This is a genomic window from Thioclava sp. GXIMD4215, assembly GCF_045291555.1.
GTDB lineage: Bacteria > Pseudomonadota > Alphaproteobacteria > Rhodobacterales > Rhodobacteraceae > Thioclava > Thioclava litoralis.
This window is the reverse complement of the sequence record NZ_CP149518.1, coordinates 67,427-85,003: the sequence shown is the minus strand read 5'-3', so window position 1 is coordinate 85,003 and position 17,577 is coordinate 67,427. Positions and strand designations below refer to the sequence as shown.

Here is a 17,577-nt window from a genome sequence, read left to right as displayed (position 1 = left end):
TTTTTGTTATGCGCCCGCCAGACAGACCCTGCGCGGCCCCCTGCCCCGCGCCAAAGGCGGACAGGTCAGGACGGCCAGAGGCGCAGCGACCGGCCAAAGCCATCGCGGACAAGCCTCACGGGATCTGGAACAGGAAGGCGACGCCGACATATTGTCTGCGCGGATCGGGACACCGGATGGCATTATTGGCAGGCGGTGTCAGCAGGTGCCAAAGGCACATCCCTGATCTTCAATAGAAACGCCAGAAAGTAAACCCTGTTTGTGCAGCCATGCTGTCAAACACGCAAGGCGGACCGCAAACCGCCTGCAAAACGGGCACCCCGCCCCCTTTGCGTGAGGGACCCCTTCGCCCTATTGTGCAAGCGTGGGGTGCGCGTGGTGTGCGGGGCAAGCCCCAGAGACGGCAGCGAAAGTGACAGACCACGCCCCAAATTGGAAAAGAGCGTTTCCTTTCTGCGGGCACAGGGCGCCCCCCCTGCCCGCAAAGGCCCCCCTGCCCGCAAAGGCCCCGCGTGACCCCGATGCCACGCTGCCCCCGCGCGGGAAAAAGGCATATTGTCGCCGCCCCCCTGCGGCGGTATCTGCGCGAGACCCAGCCAGCCAAGGCCTCTGTGACAGAGCCGCGCCAGCCATCCTTTCTCGGTAACCAAGGTAGAAACATGGCTTCGAAATCTCGTTATGCAACGGGTGTCCTCGCCTCTGTCGGGGCGGCAGGGCTGATCGGTACCTCCCCCTCGGACGCGCTGGCGCAGGATACATCCACCACCACCACATCCAATGCCGGTGCGGTCACGCTGGACCCGATCTATGTCGAGGACAGCAGCGGCAGCAATGCCAATGGTGCCGTCGTCGAAGGGGCGGGGCGGATGCTGGGCGGGTCGGTCAAGGACACGCCGCAAACCGTTTCGGTGGTCTCGGCCGAAACGATGAAAGAGCAGCAGATCACCACGCTTGAAGAGGCGCTGAGCAATGTGCCGGGGGTGACGCTGTCCAGCGGCGAGGGCCGTGGCGGCCTTGAGGGCGACCAGTTCAAACTGCGCGGCATCTCGGCGGCGGGCGACATCTATACCGATGGCCTGCGCGATTTCGGCACCTATGCGCATGACACCTATAACACCGAATCCGTGGCCGTGATCCAGGGGCCCACCGGCGAGGCCTTCGGCGTGGGCAATCTGGGCGGCGTGATCAACCAGCAGACCAAGAAAGCCCATCTGGGCGATGCCAATTCGGTTTCGGGCAGTGTCAAATCGGGCCTCAGCACCCGCGAGACGCTGGATATGAACCGGCAGCTTTCCGAGACATCGGCCGTGCGCGTGAATATCATGAACCAGAATGGCGATGCGGCGGGGCGTGACAATGTCTCGGTCGATGCGCGCGGGCTGGCGGTGGATTACGGCATGGGGCTGGGCACCAGCACCACCTGGCATCTGGGCTATGAATATTACCACGGCGACGGCACCCCCGATCAGGGCCAGCCGATGGCCACCGGCTCGGACGGGATCGCCCGCCCGCTTCTGGAATACGACATTCCGGGCTATGACAGCAGCACCTCCTATGTCCGCGACAGCGACAAGGACGAGACCCGCAACCACACGCTGACCTCCAGCTTCGAGACCACGCTTTCGAACGGGGTCACGCTGACCAATGACACGCGGCTCAAAAACTATAACCGCGATTTCGCGATCACGTCGCCGGGCTCGGTCAGTGCCGCCAATCTGGCGCTTCTGCAGGCGGGCACCAATGTCGATATGAGCTATGGGGCAGGCGGCGGGGTTGCCTACAGACAATCCGGCTGGGGCTTCGAGAACATGCTGGCCGCCCATGCCGAGGGCGAGCTGTTCGGGATGCGTCACAAGGCGCTGCTGGGGCTGGACCTGACCTATCAGACCGACCGTCGGGTGCGCGGCAGCACAACGGGCCGCGTCACGCAGACGGTGATCGACCCGTCCCATTCGGGCGCCGGTGTGTCGCGCAGCTATGATTACGATACCGCCTCGGATTCCACCGCGACCGATATCGGCATCGTCGCCGCCGACCGGATCTCTATCGACAAGCAATGGTCGGTGCAGGCCAGCGCACGGGCGGATTATTTCCGCAGCACCTTCGACGGCTACACCATCGGCTCCAGCACCGAAACCAACACCGATACCAGCGCGGGCCGCATCAGCCCCTCGCTGAGCGTGATCTGGGAACCCAATGCCGATACGATGGTCTATGCCACCGCCTCGCGCTCCTATCGCCCGATCGGCACCGATATCGCGCAAAGCTCGCAAGGCACCAGCGCGACAGTGGCCAATGATGCCTATGACCCCGAGCGGTCGGACAATCTGGAAATCGGCGGCAAGATGGACCTGTTTGACGGCACTCTGGGGCTGACCGGCGCGGCCTTCCAGATCCGCAAGAAGAACTCCTTTACCGTCAATGATGACGGCACCGTCTCCACCGGCTTCTCGGATGCGGGCAATGCGGTGCGGATCCGTGGCGTGCAGCTGGGGGCGACCGGCCAGATCAGCGACGACTGGACCGTCAGCGCCAGCTATGCCTATCTTGACGGCGAGGTGATCAACGGGCGCGGGATCGATGCCGCAACCATCGGCAATGACGCTCCGGGCGTGTCGAAACATAACCTTACGCTGTGGACCGCCTATCATTTCGGCCCCGAGAAGACCCACCTGTCGGGCGATCTGTCGGTGGGCGGCGGGATCAAATATGCCTCGGCCTATTATGTGAACGCGGCCAATACCGCCGAGATCCCCGAAACGGTCAGCCTTGATGCGGCGATTTCCTACACCACCGACAGCTACCGTATCGGCTTCAACGCCTATAACCTGACCGATCACGACAATTACAGTGCGGCCTTCAACGGCACACGGGCCACGCCCACCGGCGGGCGGTCCTTCGGGCTGAGTTTCACCAAGAACTTCTGACCGGACGGGGCAGGGCCACCCCCTGCCCCTTTTTCTTTCCAGACGAGACATCCCATGTTGATCCATGTTCCCAATATTCTCAGCGCCGAGGACGTGGCGCAGTTCCGCCATGCGCTGGAGACCAGCCAATGGGCCGATGGCCGCCTGACCGCCGGCGATCTGGCGGCGCAGTCCAAGCACAATCTGCAGATCCCCGCCGACAGCGAGATCGCGCAGCGGCTGGGCGAGCATATCCTGCGCGCTCTGGCCCGCAACGATCTCTATAATGCCGCCGCCCTGCCCCTGCGCGTGCTGCCGCCGATGTTCAACCGCTATGACACCGGCATGACCTTCGGTGCCCATACCGATAACGCGATCCGCACCGTGGCCGGAGGTGCAAGGCTGCGGGCCGATGTCTCGACCACGATTTTCCTCACCGATCCCGAGGCCTATGACGGGGGCGAGCTGGTGATCGAGGATACGTTCGGCCAGCAGCGGGTGAAATTGCCAGCCGGCGATATGATCGTCTACCCCTCCTCCAGCCTGCATCACGTCACGCCGGTGACCCGTGGCAGCCGCTGGGCCTCGTTCTTCTGGGCGCAATCCATGGTGCGCGAAGATGACAAACGCGCCATGCTCTACAATCTCGACACCGCGATCCGCCAGATGCGCGCCACCTATGGCGACGAGGGCGAGGCGCTGCAACGCTTTGTCAGCCATTACCACAACCTTGTCCGGCTATGGGCGGAGCTATGAGCGCGCCGGCCTGCCGCGCATCGCTTTGCGAGGTGCAGCTTGGCCTCGGGCAGATGCTGCTGAGCGCCGGAAATCCCGAAGCGGCATGGGAGGCGTTTTCGGCGGCGGCCCGTCAGGACGAGCCACGCGCCTTCAACATGCTGGGCCGGATCGCCCATCTGGGGCTGCGCGGCGGGCGCCCAGACCTGCGGCTGGCAATCGCCATGTATCGCCGCGCCATTGCCCGCGGGCATGTCTGGGCGCGGTTCAATCTGGCGGATCTCTACCTTCAGGCACCGGCCCCGTTTGGCGATCCGGCAGAGGCTGTCGCGCTCTATCATCAGGCGGCAGAGGCGGGGCTGGACAAGGCCTATAACATGCTGGGGCAATGCTATGAAACCGGCCGCGGCGTGGCCCCCGATCTGCCGCGCGCGCGGATGTATTACGACATCGGGGCAGGGGCGGGCGATTGCTGGGCCAGCTTCAATCTAGGGCGTCTTGCGGCGCTTGCAGGGCAGGAGGCGCGTGCCTGCCACTACTGGACCGAGGCGCTGGGGCAGGGGTTCAGGGGCTTCTGGGCGGGGCTGGCCGAGGCCATCGAGGGGTTCGGATTTCCCGCCGCTGCCGCTCTGGCGCAGAAAGCCCGTGCCTTGGAGGCGCAGGGCCGGAACGGGGGCTGACCGGTTCCTTTGTGACAGCGCGGCCGTACAGGGGGCGGGCAGGCGCTTGCGTCTGGCCAAAGCGCGCAGTCCCGACGCCGGACAGGAATTGTCAGCTGACAATTCTCCCCGTTTCCCGCAGCAAGCGTGCCACCACCTGCCCCCGCGATCCGGATCTGTCGGAACGGGCGCACTGCGTCAGATGGCGCAGGAACCCGCCCGGATTTTGCAGCCTCTCGAAGCGTTCCAACAGGCATAGCACGGCGATAGAGGCGATCTCGGCTCCCATGATATGCTGCGCCTCTTCATAGACCTGTGCGTCGATCCCCATCATCGCGACAAGCTGGGTTGTCTGCTGGTGCAGCTCTCGCCAGTCCCGAGCGGTTTCGGGATACATCTTGCAGTATTCGGTGAAGTCCGCGAGCACCGGCAGAGCCGACCCTATCCGGTTGCCGCGATCCGCCTTCCCATAACCTTGCTGTGTGGCACCTTGCCGTTCAGGGCTTGAGATTTCGGGCGCTGAAGCTTCGCGGTCCGGATCTTCGGGCCGAATATCCGTTGCCCCGCTTGTTCGAGGCTCTGGATTTTTTTTATTGATTACCCTCTGTTGGTGCCGCTCATTTTCGCTGTTGCTGGCATCCATTTCCGCTGCTTTTTCAACATATCCCATTTGCGGATGACCCGTTTGGCCCAGCTTTGCGAGCGCCTCGGTATAGTCCTGCAACAGGGTCTTGAGTGCGGCGGTATTGTTCTTGTGGCGCAGGATCAGCTTGGTCCGTGCCAGAAGCGCGCTGTGGCTGTGATGCGCGCCCTCGTCCCGATCCGCCTGCGGCAGATGGCTCAGCAGGTCGTGCCGCGCCACAAGCACGTCCTGACGCAGGGCCGCATGTTCCTGCGCGCGGGCCTGAGCGTCACAGGCTTTCTGGTGGATGCGGCGCGCCAGTTGGGCCAGCGGCGCCAGATCGAAACCGAAGGCCCGCGCGATCGTACCGCCGATGCGCTTGGCATAGCGTTTGCGGTTGGGGCTGTCATGGCGGGCAATCACACCGGCGCTGACCAGCGCGGCCAGATGACGGCGCAGGGTGCTTTCGGGCATGCCGCCCAGACGGGTGCCCAGACTGTCATTGGAGGCAAAGACAATCGCGCGTCCGGGCAGGGCAGGGAGGGTGCGCTCGGGGAAAAAGGTCAGCATCGCCCGCAGCACCGCAATGCTGCGATGCGTCAGACCGAAATCCGCCGCAGCCTCGGTCAGATCCTCGACAATGGCCCATTTGTCAGCTGACAATACTGGACCGTCGGGCAGGGCCTGAACCGGCTGCCCGTGCATACGCGTGGAGAAATATGTCATGAACGTTCACGCAGGACGCAAAAAATCAGGCCCTGTCCAAGCGGCAGAGTTGACGTGGCGCGAAAGGCAAGGTATCCCGTAGGTGCTAACGACGAGAAGGGCCTTCCAATTTGCTTGGGGGGCTTTTCTTATTTGGGGGTCCCGAGATGTGCCTCCTGTTCTGGTTTCATTGCTCTTGCTCGGCCTGCATTATTTTTCGGCTTGCCAGCGGGCAAACCATTCATTGAGCAGGTCTTCGGCATTCTCCTCGATCCACGCATCAAAGCCTTCGGTCTTCACCGACAGGCTCAGCCCCTTATCGGTGGCCCTGAGCTGGGCAAGCGGGGTGCCCTGTGCCGTGGTGATCGTGGCCTTGCGCGGCTCTGCCTTGACGGGGGCAGGGGCGGCGCGGTGTTTGTTCTGGGCGGCGGCCAGCACCGCCTCGAAGCGCGCATCCGTCTGGAGCACCACAAATTCGGGGCGGTTCATGAATGTATGGGCACGGCTGCGCGCGGCGGCATCCTCGAACAGCTTGACCAGCGTCATCCAGCGTTCGCGCCCGATCGATGGCGCGCGCCCGATCTGGCGCAGGAAGGGCAGGGGGAAGGCCTGACCGACCTTCAGCATCCGGCTGACCATCGGCAGATCCATCGCAAGGGCTGCGGCAATCGTCGGGCGGTCATAGCCCGATGCCTGTAACTGCGCGGCAAAGCTGGCTTTTTCGATAAAGCTCAGATCCGTGCGGGTGTTGTTTTCCTGCCCCTGCGCAATGACCAGCGCGTGATCATCAAGCTGGCGCACCATCGCCTTGACCGGCAGACCCAGATCGCGCAGCGCGGCCAGACGGCGGCGCCCATAGACAATCTCGAACCGGCCCGGCGTCTTGGGATGCGGGCGCAACAGCACCGGCACCTGTTGCCCATAGGTCTGCAGGCTTTCCTTCAGCCGCGCCTGTTCCACAGGGTCCAGCCCCAGACGGTCTTCCAGACCGGCATTGTCGATCAGCGCAGGGTTGATTTCCTGCACCGCATTCTCTTGCAGCTTGGTCAGGCTCGATTGCAGCGCCCCCACCGCCCCTTGCGGCATAAGTCTTTGACGAGGCTGGGTTTCTGCCGCCGGCGTGATGTTGCTATTCAGGATACCTTTGCGTGCCATCTCGGTGTGTTCCTTTCTCAGCGACCCCATGCCGCCTGAATCAGCGATTCAAGCTCATCATTCACTCCATTGAGTGACTCTAGCGCACGATCATAGGTGTTGCGGTGGAATTGGCTGCGTTCGACCTCGTAAATTGTCTGATGGGTCAGACCGGCATCCGAAATCGCGGTCGATTTCAGCATCGCATTGGTCATCACTTCCTTGCCGAAGAGATTGCGCAAAAAGGCCACAACCTGCTGCTGCGGCCCGTCATTGGGTTCCATCCGGTTGATCAGGAAGCGCATGAAATCATATTCCATCGGCGCACCGGCATCGCTGACGACATCCAGCAGATCGGCGCTCATCTGCAAGAACTGCGACATCGACGCGACATCGAGCATGTTCGGCACCACCGTGATCAGCAATCCGGTCGAGGCACACAGCGCCGACATCGTCAGATAGCCCAGCTGCGGCGGGCAGTCGAACAGGATCAGGTCATAGGCCGCCTCGACCTCGGCCAGCGCCATCGCCATCCGGCTGAAAAAGGCGGGCTGGACATTGTTCATCAGCGCGCGCGGGGTCTCGTGTTCGAATTCCTGCAGGATCAGACCGGCGGGGGCGAGGTCGATCCCGTGGAAGAACGTCTTCTGGATCACCTGCGCCAGCGGTACCGGATCGTCGTATTTGATCGCGTCATAGATCGTGCCGGTGGTCAGGAAATCCACCTCGGGGCGGTATCCGAACAGCGTGGTCAGCGAAGCCTGCGGGTCGATATCGACACATAGGACCCGATAGCCTTTCAGCGCCAGCCGCTGTGCGGCATGGACCGTGCTGGTGGTTTTGCCCGACCCGCCCTTGAAGTTGAGGAAGGACAGCACCTGCACCTTGTCGCCCGCGCGCCGCCCCTTGAGATAGCTTCCGGGCACTTTGGCACCGCTATCGAGATGGCTGCGGATGCTGGCCAGATCCTGCGCGCTGTAAAAACGGCGTCCGCCGCCGCTGGTCTGGACCTCGTGGATCTTGTCCTCGAAATGCAGTTTGCGCAGGAACGAGGTGGAGATCCCCAGCAGATCGGCGGCCTCACCGGCCGAGAACAGGCGCAATTCCTTGCGCGCATCGGGCGCGAAGACCGAAAGCATATGGTTTTCCAGCGCAGACGCGATATTCTCCGCATTCCGGCGAATGCGCTCGTTGATGCGGATCGTGGTCTCGCTCATCGGATCACCTGTTCTGCGCGCGGTTTTTGCGCCGCTCTTCTTAAGAACGCTGTTTAGCGTCATGCTCGTTTTTACCGTTTCTATGGCGAGACTCGGCATTTTAGCAAATCTTTTTTTACTTTGAATGGCGTAGCCACGGCGGCCGTTGCGGCCCCTCTGCGCGCCAGAACGCGCCAGACCCCTTACAAGCCGTTGGAAAATAGTCTAAAAAACAAAGGGTCTGCGGTTTTTCCGCCGCCGGTCATGGCCGCAGGGCGCGCGCCATATTTGCGACATACCCGCGCCCTCCACCCTTGCGGGGCGCGTTGATTCTGTTTGCACGCATCGGGCGACACCGCCCCCTGCGCCGGTTTCGGGGCGCAGGAGGGCACGCTCTTGCGCCGTTCCCCCACACACGATTCCCGCCTTGCACGGGGCAGGGGGGCTGCCCCCCTCGGGAGGATCTCGGGTCATCGCATCAGATCACACGACCCGCCGTGATAGGTGTTGGTTTGCGCCAATCCAGCGGCGGCCTATACCGGTTTGCAGACCGCGCCCCGCTCATGCCACACAAGGAGGGCAGCGGAGGAGGACGACCATGCTGATATATCTTGTGCTCGCTCTGGCGGGGCTGGGGGCGGGGGCGCTGAATGCGGTGGCGGGGGGCGGGACATTCCTGTCTTTTCCGGCGCTGGTCTGGGCCGGCGTGCCTCCGGTCATGGCCAATGCCACCGCGACCTTTGCCGCGCTTCCGGGCTATGTCGGCAGCGCATGGGCCTATCGGGGCGAGATCGCGGGGGCGGGGCGGCCCTCGCTGGCGGCGCTGAGCGGCACCGCGATTGCGGGCGGTCTGGTCGGGGCGGGGTTGCTGCTGGTGACGCCCGAGGCGCTGTTCTCCGGCGTCGTCCCGTGGCTCTTGCTGCTGGCGACACTGGCCTTCGCGGGCGGTCCGCTCCTGATGCGCGGCTTGGCGCGGCGCGGGCACAGCGCCTCGACGCCGGTGGCGCTGGCGATCCTCTTTGGCGTCTCCGCCTATGGCGGCTATTTCAACGGCGGGTTGGGGATCATGCTGCTGGCCGCGTTCGGGCTGATCGGCATGACGGATCTGCACCGGATGAACGGGCTGAAAAACCTGCTGTCTCTGGTGCTGTCGCTGGTGTCGGTGGTGACCTATAGTCTGGCGGGGCTGATTGCATGGGAGAGCCTCGTGCTGGTCGGGCTCTGTTGTGCGATTGGCGGCTATATCGGGGCCGGACTGGCCCGCCGGATCGGCAATACCGTGCTGTTGCGCCGCTTTATCATTCTGGTGGGGCTGGGCATGAGCGCACTGTTCTTCCTGAAAGGGGCCGCCTGAGAGGGGAGGGCTCGGGGGCGGCAGCCCCTTTGCAGGCGGGACCATGCGCCGCTCCGGCGCGCGATCTCAGGGGCCCTGCACGTTGGAGGATGCGTTCGGGAGCGAGGCCTCGGATCGGGCCGCCGCTTCCTTTTTCTGACGCTCTTCCTCCTCGCCATCACGATGCGATTTGATGGACAGGAAGATCGTGGCCCCGAGCGCGCCAAATTTGAACACACCAAACAGGATGGGAACCCAGATCATTGTCGCTCTCCTTCTGCCGGAGCAAGGCCGCGTGGCGCGGACGTGCTTGCGGATTGTATGGGTATTGTATGAATTCACGAGTCGTCACGATCCTACAAATGCGCAAAGGCTGGGGCAAGGCGATTCCCTTCCTTAGGAAAAATACAGCGATATAAGGCGGAATCAGGCCTTTGGCCGGTGTATCGGCCCCGCTATTGTATGCACATTGACTGCACAGGCACCGCATTGCAGGGCCTTGCCGCCCGCAAGGGCCGCTCAGCCCATATAGCCCTGCGCCGAAAGCGCGTGGCCCAGATGGCACAGCGCTGTCTGGAGCTGCGCGCGCGAGATCGAGCCCCCCAACGAGACGCGCAGCCTGTCCTGCGGGACGGCCCCCACGGTGAAGGCATCCGATGGCATCAGCCCCAGCGGTTGCCCCGCCATCCGCGCGATCACATCCGCCCGCCCCAGCCCCAGCCCCTGCGGCAGCTGCAGCCAGATATGGAACGCAGACGTGGCGGTGGCATAGTCGCAACCCTCCAGCGCGCGCCGCGCAATGGCCTGACGGGCGGCGGTCTCGTTGCGCAGCGCCTGACGCAGCGCCTCGGCGGTGCCCTGCTCGATCCAGCGCGTCGTCAGGGCCAGCGAGAGCGGCGCGGGCATGACCGATAGCGCGCGGATCGCCTGTGTCAGCCGGTGGGTGGCGCGCGCATCCGGCGTGACGGTAAAGGCCAGCCGCAGCCCCGCCCCGAGGCATTTCGACAGCCCGCCGATATACCATGTCAGCTCCGGGATCTGCTGCGCCAGCGGGGCGGGCGCCTCGGCGGGCACGAAGCCATAGGCATCATCCTCGATCAGCGCCAGCCCCTCGGCGCGCAAAATCGCCGCCAGCGCCGCGCGGCGCTCGGCGGGCAGGGTCAGCGTGGTCGGGTTGTGCAATGTCGGGTTGAGATAGAGCGCCTTGGGCCGATGGCGGCGAATGGCCGCCTGCAGCGCCTCCGGCACCACGCCGCGGGCATCGGTCTGCAGCCCGACCAGCGTCACCCCGAACCGCGCCGCGATATTGCGGATGCCGGGATAGGTGACCTGTTCGCACAGCACATGGTCTCCGGCCTTGCAGAGCATCGACAGCACCGCCGCCATTGTCGCATGCGCCCCCGGTGTAACCGCAATCCGCTCGAGCGCCACATCCAGGCCGCGCGGCGCCAGCCAGCTTCGGGCGGCAAGGCGGTCGGGCTCGGTGCCGATGGGGGATTGATAGCGCAGCAGGTCGACCAGTTGGCCCGACACCGCCATAAGCCCCGCCTGCATTCCGGCCAGCAGATCCGGGTCCGTCGGCTCGGGCGGCATATTCATCGACAGGTCTTCGGCGGCACGGCGCGCAGGGTCCGCAAGCGGCGCGGCGGGGAGGGCGGCGGGGGGGTCGCTGACAAAGCTGCCGCGCCCCACATGGCTGGTCACCAGCCCCCGCGCCTGCGCCTCGGTATAGGCCCGCGAGACGGTGGTGAAATCGATCCCCAGCGCTGCGGCAAGGCGGCGCTGCGGCGGCAGACGGTCCCCCGCCTTGAGGCGGCCCGCGGCGATATCCGCCCCGATGGCATCGGCGATGGCAAGGTAATGCGGCTTGCCGCTGTCATTCGGCTTGGGGGTCCAGTCGGTCATCTTGCACTCCTGTCGCAAGATGCCTAGTCCAAAGCGCCCCGCGATTGAAGGGAGAATTGTCTGCCCCCGCCCCGCACCTGTCCCGCGCCTTTCCCGTGCCCGCCCCGCACCTGTCTCATGCCGCTTTGCGCCCTGCCGGAGCGGGGTGCCGGTTGTCCGGCTTCGGGCGGCGGTCAGCTGACCTTGGGCACGAACACATAGCCCGCGCCATAGACGGTGCGGATGATCTGCGGCGCGCGCGGGTCGTCGCGCAATTTGCGACGCAACCGCGAGACCCGTGCATCCATCGCGCGGTCGAACGGGTCGTCGCCGCGGGTGGCGGCGGCATCCAGAAGCTGGTTGCGGGTCAGCACCCGCCCCGCCGAGCGCACGAAAACCTGTAGCAGATCGGCCTCTGCCGAGGACAGTTGCAGCACCTCGCCATCCTCGTGGCGCAGCGCGCAGGCATCGAAATCGGCGGTCCATGCGCCAAAGCGCACAACGGGGCGCTGCGTGTCGGGCCGCGCGGCGCGCTGCTGGTCGCTGCGGCGCAGGACCGCATGGATGCGGGCGGTCAGCTCGCGCGGCTCGAACGGCTTGACGATGTAGTCATCTGCGCCGATTTCCAGCCCGAGGATGCGGTCCTCGGCCCCGCCGCGCCCGCTGACCACGATACGCGGCACCGAGCGCGGCAGGCTGGCCGAGCCCAGAAGGCTCAGCCCGTCCCCGTCGGGCAGGCCCAGATCGATCAGGCACAGATCGGGGGCCCCGCTTTTCATGGCGCGCAGGAATTCGGCGCGATGGGAGAAGCACTGCACCTCGAACCCGTCCGCCTGCAACGAGCGCTGGATGGTCTGGCGGATATCGGCATCATCTTCGAGAAGGAACACATGGGTCATGGTGCAGCGTCGCTTTCCAGAGGCCAGGGAGAGGGAAGGCGGTCCAGCAGGATCGCCGGATCGAAGGGCTTTTGCACAAAGCCCACATGCTCGGGCCAGGGCTGCAGCGGCTTGGGCTTGCCGCTCATCAGTGTGACCGGAAGATCGGGGCGATGGCGGCGCAGATGCACGGCCAGATCAAGGCCGGTCATGGTGCCGGGCATGTCGATATCGGAAATCACGGCGCGGATGTCCTCGATCTGTCCGATCAGCGCGAGCGCCTCCTGCGAGGAGGCGGCATCGATGACCGCATGGCCCGCATGGGCCAGCCTGCGGCAGAGCAGGTGGCGCAGATCGGCATCATCCTCGACAATCAGCGTCACGCCGTGGCGCGGGGGCGCGGTCTGCGCGGCGGGCGGGAAGGGCGGGCGCGCGGGAGGGGGGGCCGAACGGGCGCGGGGCGGGGCGGGCGACAGGTCCACACTGGGCAGCAGGATGGTGAAGCTGGTGCCGATGCCGGGGCGGCTATCGACATGGATCGTGCCATTCGACTGCTGCACGAAACCATAGACCATCGACAGGCCCAGCCCCGATCCGGCCCCGCCCTGTTTCGAGGTGAAGAAGGGCTCGAAGATCCGTTCGAGGATCTCGGGACGGATGCCGCAGCCATCATCCTCGAACAGGATGCGCAGATAGCGACCGGCGGGAATGCGCGAGACCTCCGCCTCTTCGGCGGGCAGGTCATGGGCCGACAGGCAGATGCGGATCGTGCCGCGCCCGCCGGTGGCGTCCCGCGCATTCAGCGCAAGGTTCAACAGCGCCATCTCCAGTTGCGAACGGTCCACCAGCGCGGCCGGCAGCACAGGGTCGTGCAGCAGCTCCAGCGTCAGTGTCGAGGGAATGGACGAGCGTAAGAGCGCGCAGATCTCCTGCGTGGCCTCGCCGATATCGGTGGCCAGCGGGTCCAGCTCCTCGCGGCGCGCCAGCGACACCAGCCGCCGCGTCAGGTCCGAGCCGCGCCGTGCGGCGGAAATGGCGGGGCGCAGGAATTCCTCGCGCAGCGGGCTTTGCCCGAGCTGCTCGGACAAGGGCACCAGATTGCCCAGAATGATGGTCAGCAGGTTGTTGAAATCATGCGAGATCCCGCTGGCCATCCGGCCAAGCGCATCCATCTTCTGCGACCGCATGAGCGCGTTCATCGTTTCCTTGCGCCGCGTCACATCGATCGACACCAGATAGAAGCCGATCACCTCCCCGCTTGACGGTCTGGCAGGGCGCAGCAGGGTGCGCACATCCTTGAACCGCGCGCCGGGCAATTCGACGCGCATCTCGAAATCCACCACCATACCGCGCCGCGCCTGTTCGAAAAACCGCGCCGATTGCTCCATCGTGTTGCAATGCAGCACATCGCGGGTATTGCGCCCGATCATCGTTTCGGGGGTCAGCCCGTAGGCGCGGGCAAAGCGGCGGTTGGCATAGAGGATCGTCAGATCCTCGTCGATATGGGCAATGCCTGCGGGCACCTCATTGGCGATGATGCGCAGCCGTTCCTCGCTGGCGATCAACTGGCGGGTGCGGGTTTCGATCAACCGTTGCAGCGCGCCGGGGTCCTGTGCGGGCGGGCGGATCTGGCGGCAGGTCACGATGGTTCCGGCCCCGCCCATATCGTCGAGCTGCAATTCCAGCTCGGGCAGGCGGTACAGCCCGCCGCCCATCGCCTCGGGCACCGCCCCGAACAGAGGCCCGTCCAGCACCTGCGCCAGATCGGGCGCCGCCCCGTGGGCGCGATAGAGACGCGCGAAAGCCGCATTGCACCAGATCATCCGGTGATCGGTGCCAAAGGTCGCGATCGCCTGCCCGATCCGGCCCTCGCCTTGCGGATATGCCTGTGCCTTGCCCATTCTGCCCCTTCTCCCCGCCGCCATGATTGCCAAAATCGCGCGCAACTCCAAGCGGATTCAGAGCCGCGTCACAATTCGTTACATTTGGGGCAAATTTGCGGAAGATTTCTATGTCCTGCTGGCGCGAGGCACCGTGTGCAGGGAGCGGCACCGGAGGACCCGAGGGAGGAAATTTTGGATCTGCACAGCATTTATGACGCATCTCTGGAGCGGGGCGCGGCAAATTTCGAAGCCTTGAGCCCATTGAGTTTCGTTGCGCGCACCGCGCATATCTATCCGGAGTTTCCCGCCATCATTCATGGCGATCTCCGTCTGACTTGGGGCGAGAGCTACGCCCGGATGCGGGCGGTGGCCTCGGCGCTTGTGCAGCGCGGCATCGGCAAGAACGACACCGTCTCGATCATTGCCGCCAATATCCCCGAGATGTTCGAGGCCCATTTCGCCGTGCCGATGGCGGGCGCGGTGCTCAACACCATCAACACCCGTCTCGATGCCGAGGCCATTGCCTTCACGCTGGCCCATGCCGAGGCCAAGGTGGTGCTGGTCGATCCCGAATTTTCCGAGCTGGTCGCGCGGGCCATCCATATGTCGGGCCTGACCGATCTGCTGGTCGTCGATATCGAGGATGCCAGTTTCGAGGGCGGGCACAGGATCGGGGCGCTGACCTATGCCGATCTGCTGGCCGAGGGCGATCCGGCCTTTGACTGGGCGGGGCCGGCCGAGGAATGGGATGCGATCTCGCTCAACTATACCTCGGGCACGACCGGCAACCCGAAGGGCGTGGTCTATCACCATCGCGGGGCCTATCTGAACGCGATCTCGCAGATCATGACATGGGGCATGCCCCATCATGCGCGCTATCTGTGGACGCTGCCGATGTTCCATTGCAACGGCTGGTGTTTCCCTTGGGCGATTGCCGCCAATGCGGGGGTCTGCATCTGCCTGCGCCATGTCCGCGCCGAGCCGATCTTCCAGCTGATCCGCGACGAGAAGGTCAGCCATTTCTGCTGCGCGCCGATCATCCTGAACATGCTGGCCAATGCCCCTGCCGCGCTGCAGGCGTTCGACCACGAGGTCAAGGCGATGACGGCAGGGGCCTCGCCGCCTGCCGCCGTGCTGGAGAAAATGGAGGCGATGGGGATCGCAGTCACCCATGTCTACGGGCTGACCGAAACCTACGGGCCCTCGGTCGTCTGTGCATGGAAGGATGACTGGAACGCGCTGCCGCCCGACCAGCGCGCCACCAAGAAGGCGCGGCAGGGGGTGCGCAATCTGGGGCTGGGCGATCTGATGGTGGCCAATCCCGACACGATGGTCCCCGTGCCCGCCGATGGCACCACGCTGGGCGAGGTGTTCATGCGCGGCAATGTGGTGATGAAGGGCTATCTGAAAAACCCCTCGGCCACGCAGAAAAGCCTGCGCGGGGGGTGGTTTGCCTCGGGCGATCTGGGGGTTCTGCATGGCGATGGCTATATCGAGCTGAAGGACCGCTCGAAGGATATCATCATCTCGGGCGGCGAGAATATCTCGTCGATCGAGGTGGAGGATGTGCTGTATAAACATCCCGCCATTCTGGAAGCCGCCGTTGTGGCGCGCCCCGACGAGACATGGGGCGAGACCCCTTGCGCCTTTGTCGATCTGCGCGCGGGCGAGACCGCCAGTGCCGCCGAGATCATCGCCTTCTGCCGCGAGCGCATGGCGCATTTCAAAGCGCCCAAGGCGGTGATCTTCGGCCCGCTGCCGAAGACCTCGACCGGCAAGATCCAGAAATTCGTGCTGCGCGAGCGCGCCCGCCATCCCGAACAGGGGGACGGCAGTGCTGCGGCAACGCAGGATCTCAGCGGCACGACCGCTTGAACAGGCCAGAATTGGGTGAGGCCGAAATTTGCGTAAGGCCAGAATTTGCTTAAGGATTGAAGAATGAAGGTTTTGGTGCCGATCAAACGGGTCATCGATTACAACGTCAAGCCGCGGGTCAGCCCCGACGGGTCGGGCGTGGATCTGGCCAATGTGAAAATGTCGATGAACCCGTTCGACGAGATCGCCGTCGAGGAGGCGATCCGGCTGAGGGAACAGGGCGTGGCCCATGAGGTGGTCGTTGTCTCGATCGGCGAGGCGAGGGCGGCAGAGGTGATCCGCACGGCGCTGGCAATGGGCGCCGATCGCGGGATTCTGGTGCGCCATGACGCCCCGCTCGAGCCGCTGGCGATTGCCAAGGTGCTGGCGCGGCTGGCGCAGGAGGAAGAGGTGCGGCTGGTGATCGCGGGCAAACAGGCGATTGACGATGACATGAGCGCGACGGGCCAGATGCTGGCCGCGCGGCTGGGCTGGGGGCAGGCCTGTTTTGCCTCCGAGCTGCGCATTGTGGACGGTGTCGCGCAGGTCACCCGCGAGGTGGATGGCGGTTTGCAGGTGCTGTCGGTGCCGCTGCCTGCCGTGGTCACCACCGATCTGCGGCTCAACGCGCCGCGCTATGCCTCGCTGCCCAATATCATGAAGGCCAAGAAGAAACCTCTGGCCGAGCGGGACTTTGCCACGTTCGGCGTGCCTGCCGACCCGCGCCTGCAGGTGCTGGCAACCGACGAACCCGCCGCCCGCGCGGCAGGGCGGAAGGTGGGCTCGGTGGCCGAGCTGCTGGAGAAACTGAAAGAAGGGGGGCTGGTCTGATGGCGGTTCTGGTCATGGCGGAAATGCAGGGTCAGGCGCTGGCCCTTGATGCAACGGCCAAGGCGGTCACGGCGGCGCAGGAACTGGGCGCGGTCGATCTGCTGGTCTGCGGGCCGGACGAAGCGGCGCAGACCGCCGCGTGCCTGACGGGGGTGGCGCAGGTCCTGCAGGCCGGCGATGCCGCCTATGCGCAGGGCAGCGCCGAGAATATCGCCGCCCTCCTTGCGGGGCTGGCCACGGGCTACAGCCATATTCTGGCCCCCGCGACGGCCTATGGGCGCAATATCCTGCCGCGACTGGCGGGGCTGCTGGATGTGATGATCATCCCCGATGTGGTCGAGATCCTCGATGCCCAAACCTTCCGCCGCCCCGTCTATGCCGGAAACGCGCTGCAGACGGTGCGCTCGCAGGAGGCGCTCAAGGTGCTGACGCTGCGCGGCACGGCCTTCGCGCCTGCGCCCACGGGGGCAAGCGCGCCGGTAAGGGCCGTGGCGGGGCCGGGCGATCTGGGGCTGTCGCAGCCAGTGGAGGACCGCGTCCTTGCCAGTGAACGCCCCGAGCTGACCTCGGCGAAAATCGTGGTGTCGGGCGGGCGCGGGATCGGCTCGGAAAGCGATTTCGCGCTGATCGGCGCGCTGGCCGACAAGCTGGGCGCGGCATTGGGGGCCTCGCGGGCGGCGGTGGATTCGGGCTTTGCGCCCAATGACCTGCAAGTGGGCCAGACGGGCAAGGTCGTGGCCCCCGATCTCTATATCGCCATCGGGATTTCGGGGGCGATCCAGCATCTGGCGGGGATGAAGGAGTCCAAGGTGATCGTGGCGATCAACAAGGATGAGGACGCCCCGATCTTTCAGGTGGCCGATTACGGGCTGGTCGCGGATCTGTTTCAGGCCGTGCCCGAACTGACCGACGCCCTTTGACCCTGTCCCGTCCCCCGAGCCTCTCCGGCCAAAGCCT

At 65.0% G+C, this 17,577-nt stretch carries 14 protein-coding genes; 7 read left to right on the top strand and 7 right to left on the bottom strand.

Annotation, left to right across the window (positions count from 1 at the left end; genetic code table 11):
• Positions 1-659: 659 nt before the first annotated feature.
• Genes WDB86_RS18935 through WDB86_RS18925 form a run of 3 tightly spaced genes read left to right on the top strand, consistent with a single transcriptional unit; the run spans position 660 to position 4,321 of the window.
• Positions 660-2,927: a TonB-dependent siderophore receptor gene (locus WDB86_RS18935; protein WP_341485544.1), complete on the top strand. Its 2,268-nt coding sequence runs from the start codon at positions 660-662 to the stop codon at positions 2,925-2,927.
• A gap of 54 nt (positions 2,928-2,981) precedes the next feature.
• Entirely contained in the window at positions 2,982-3,662 is a 681-nt protein-coding gene (locus tag WDB86_RS18930; protein ID WP_330628227.1) for a Fe2+-dependent dioxygenase, read from the top strand.
• Positions 3,659-4,321, top strand: a complete 663-nt coding sequence (locus tag WDB86_RS18925; protein WP_341485543.1) for a tetratricopeptide repeat protein — start codon at positions 3,659-3,661, stop codon at positions 4,319-4,321. Before WDB86_RS18930 ends, WDB86_RS18925 begins: the two co-directional genes overlap by 4 nt.
• Positions 4,322-4,412: 91 nt before the next feature.
• On the opposite strand, the gene repC is transcribed toward WDB86_RS18925, so the two are convergent.
• The 3 genes from repC to repA all read right to left on the bottom strand — a co-directional run bounded on the left by repC (position 4,413) and on the right by repA (position 7,978).
• Positions 4,413-5,648, bottom strand: coding sequence for a plasmid replication protein RepC (repC, locus tag WDB86_RS18920; RefSeq protein WP_406737111.1), 1,236 nt, complete (start codon positions 5,646-5,648; stop codon positions 4,413-4,415).
• 189 nt (positions 5,649-5,837) lie between these two features.
• Positions 5,838-6,812: a plasmid partitioning protein RepB gene (gene repB / locus WDB86_RS18915; RefSeq protein WP_341485541.1), complete on the bottom strand. Its 975-nt coding sequence runs from the start codon at positions 6,810-6,812 to the stop codon at positions 5,838-5,840.
• Positions 6,800-7,978, bottom strand: coding sequence for a plasmid partitioning protein RepA (gene repA, locus WDB86_RS18910; protein ID WP_330628305.1), 1,179 nt, complete (start codon positions 7,976-7,978; stop codon positions 6,800-6,802). The genes repB and repA overlap by 13 nt, the downstream gene beginning before the upstream one ends.
• 577 nt (positions 7,979-8,555) lie before the next feature.
• On the opposite strand from repA, the gene WDB86_RS18905 reads away from it, so the two are divergent.
• Positions 8,556-9,311, top strand: a complete 756-nt coding sequence (locus tag WDB86_RS18905; RefSeq protein WP_341485540.1) for a sulfite exporter TauE/SafE family protein — start codon at positions 8,556-8,558, stop codon at positions 9,309-9,311.
• A 66-nt stretch (positions 9,312-9,377) separates the two neighbouring features.
• Here WDB86_RS18905 and WDB86_RS18900 read toward each other — a convergent pair whose 3' ends face one another.
• The 4 genes from WDB86_RS18900 to WDB86_RS18885 all read right to left on the bottom strand — a co-directional run bounded on the left by WDB86_RS18900 (position 9,378) and on the right by WDB86_RS18885 (position 13,953).
• A complete protein-coding gene (locus tag WDB86_RS18900; protein WP_341485539.1) occupies positions 9,378-9,554 on the bottom strand; it encodes a hypothetical protein in 177 nt (58 codons plus the stop codon).
• A 255-nt stretch (positions 9,555-9,809) separates the two neighbouring features.
• The gene (locus tag WDB86_RS18895; RefSeq protein ID WP_341485538.1) at positions 9,810-11,195 is read right to left on the bottom strand and encodes a PLP-dependent aminotransferase family protein; all 1,386 of its coding nucleotides are present in this window, start codon (positions 11,193-11,195) and stop codon (positions 9,810-9,812) included.
• 173 nt (positions 11,196-11,368) lie between these two features.
• Complete coding sequence (locus tag WDB86_RS18890) at positions 11,369-12,073, bottom strand: response regulator transcription factor (RefSeq protein WP_341485537.1); 705 nt, start codon at positions 12,071-12,073, stop codon at positions 11,369-11,371.
• Entirely contained in the window at positions 12,070-13,953 is a 1,884-nt protein-coding gene (locus tag WDB86_RS18885) for an ATP-binding protein (RefSeq protein WP_341485536.1), read from the bottom strand. The genes WDB86_RS18890 and WDB86_RS18885 overlap by 4 nt, the downstream gene beginning before the upstream one ends.
• Before the next feature lie 174 nt (positions 13,954-14,127).
• On the opposite strand from WDB86_RS18885, the gene WDB86_RS18880 reads away from it, so the two are divergent.
• From WDB86_RS18880 to WDB86_RS18870, 3 genes are all read left to right on the top strand, one after another.
• Entirely contained in the window at positions 14,128-15,810 is a 1,683-nt protein-coding gene (locus WDB86_RS18880; RefSeq protein WP_341485535.1) for an acyl-CoA synthetase, read from the top strand.
• A 63-nt stretch (positions 15,811-15,873) separates the two neighbouring features.
• Positions 15,874-16,620 (top strand): electron transfer flavoprotein subunit beta/FixA family protein, encoded by a 747-nt coding sequence (locus WDB86_RS18875; RefSeq protein ID WP_341485534.1) that lies wholly within the window; start codon positions 15,874-15,876, stop codon positions 16,618-16,620.
• Positions 16,620-17,540 carry an FAD-binding protein gene (locus WDB86_RS18870; RefSeq protein ID WP_341485533.1) on the top strand — a complete coding sequence of 307 codons (921 nt, stop codon included), beginning with the start codon at positions 16,620-16,622 and terminating at the stop codon, positions 17,538-17,540. Before WDB86_RS18875 ends, WDB86_RS18870 begins: the two co-directional genes overlap by 1 nt.
• The last annotated feature ends 37 nt before the right edge of the window (positions 17,541-17,577 follow it).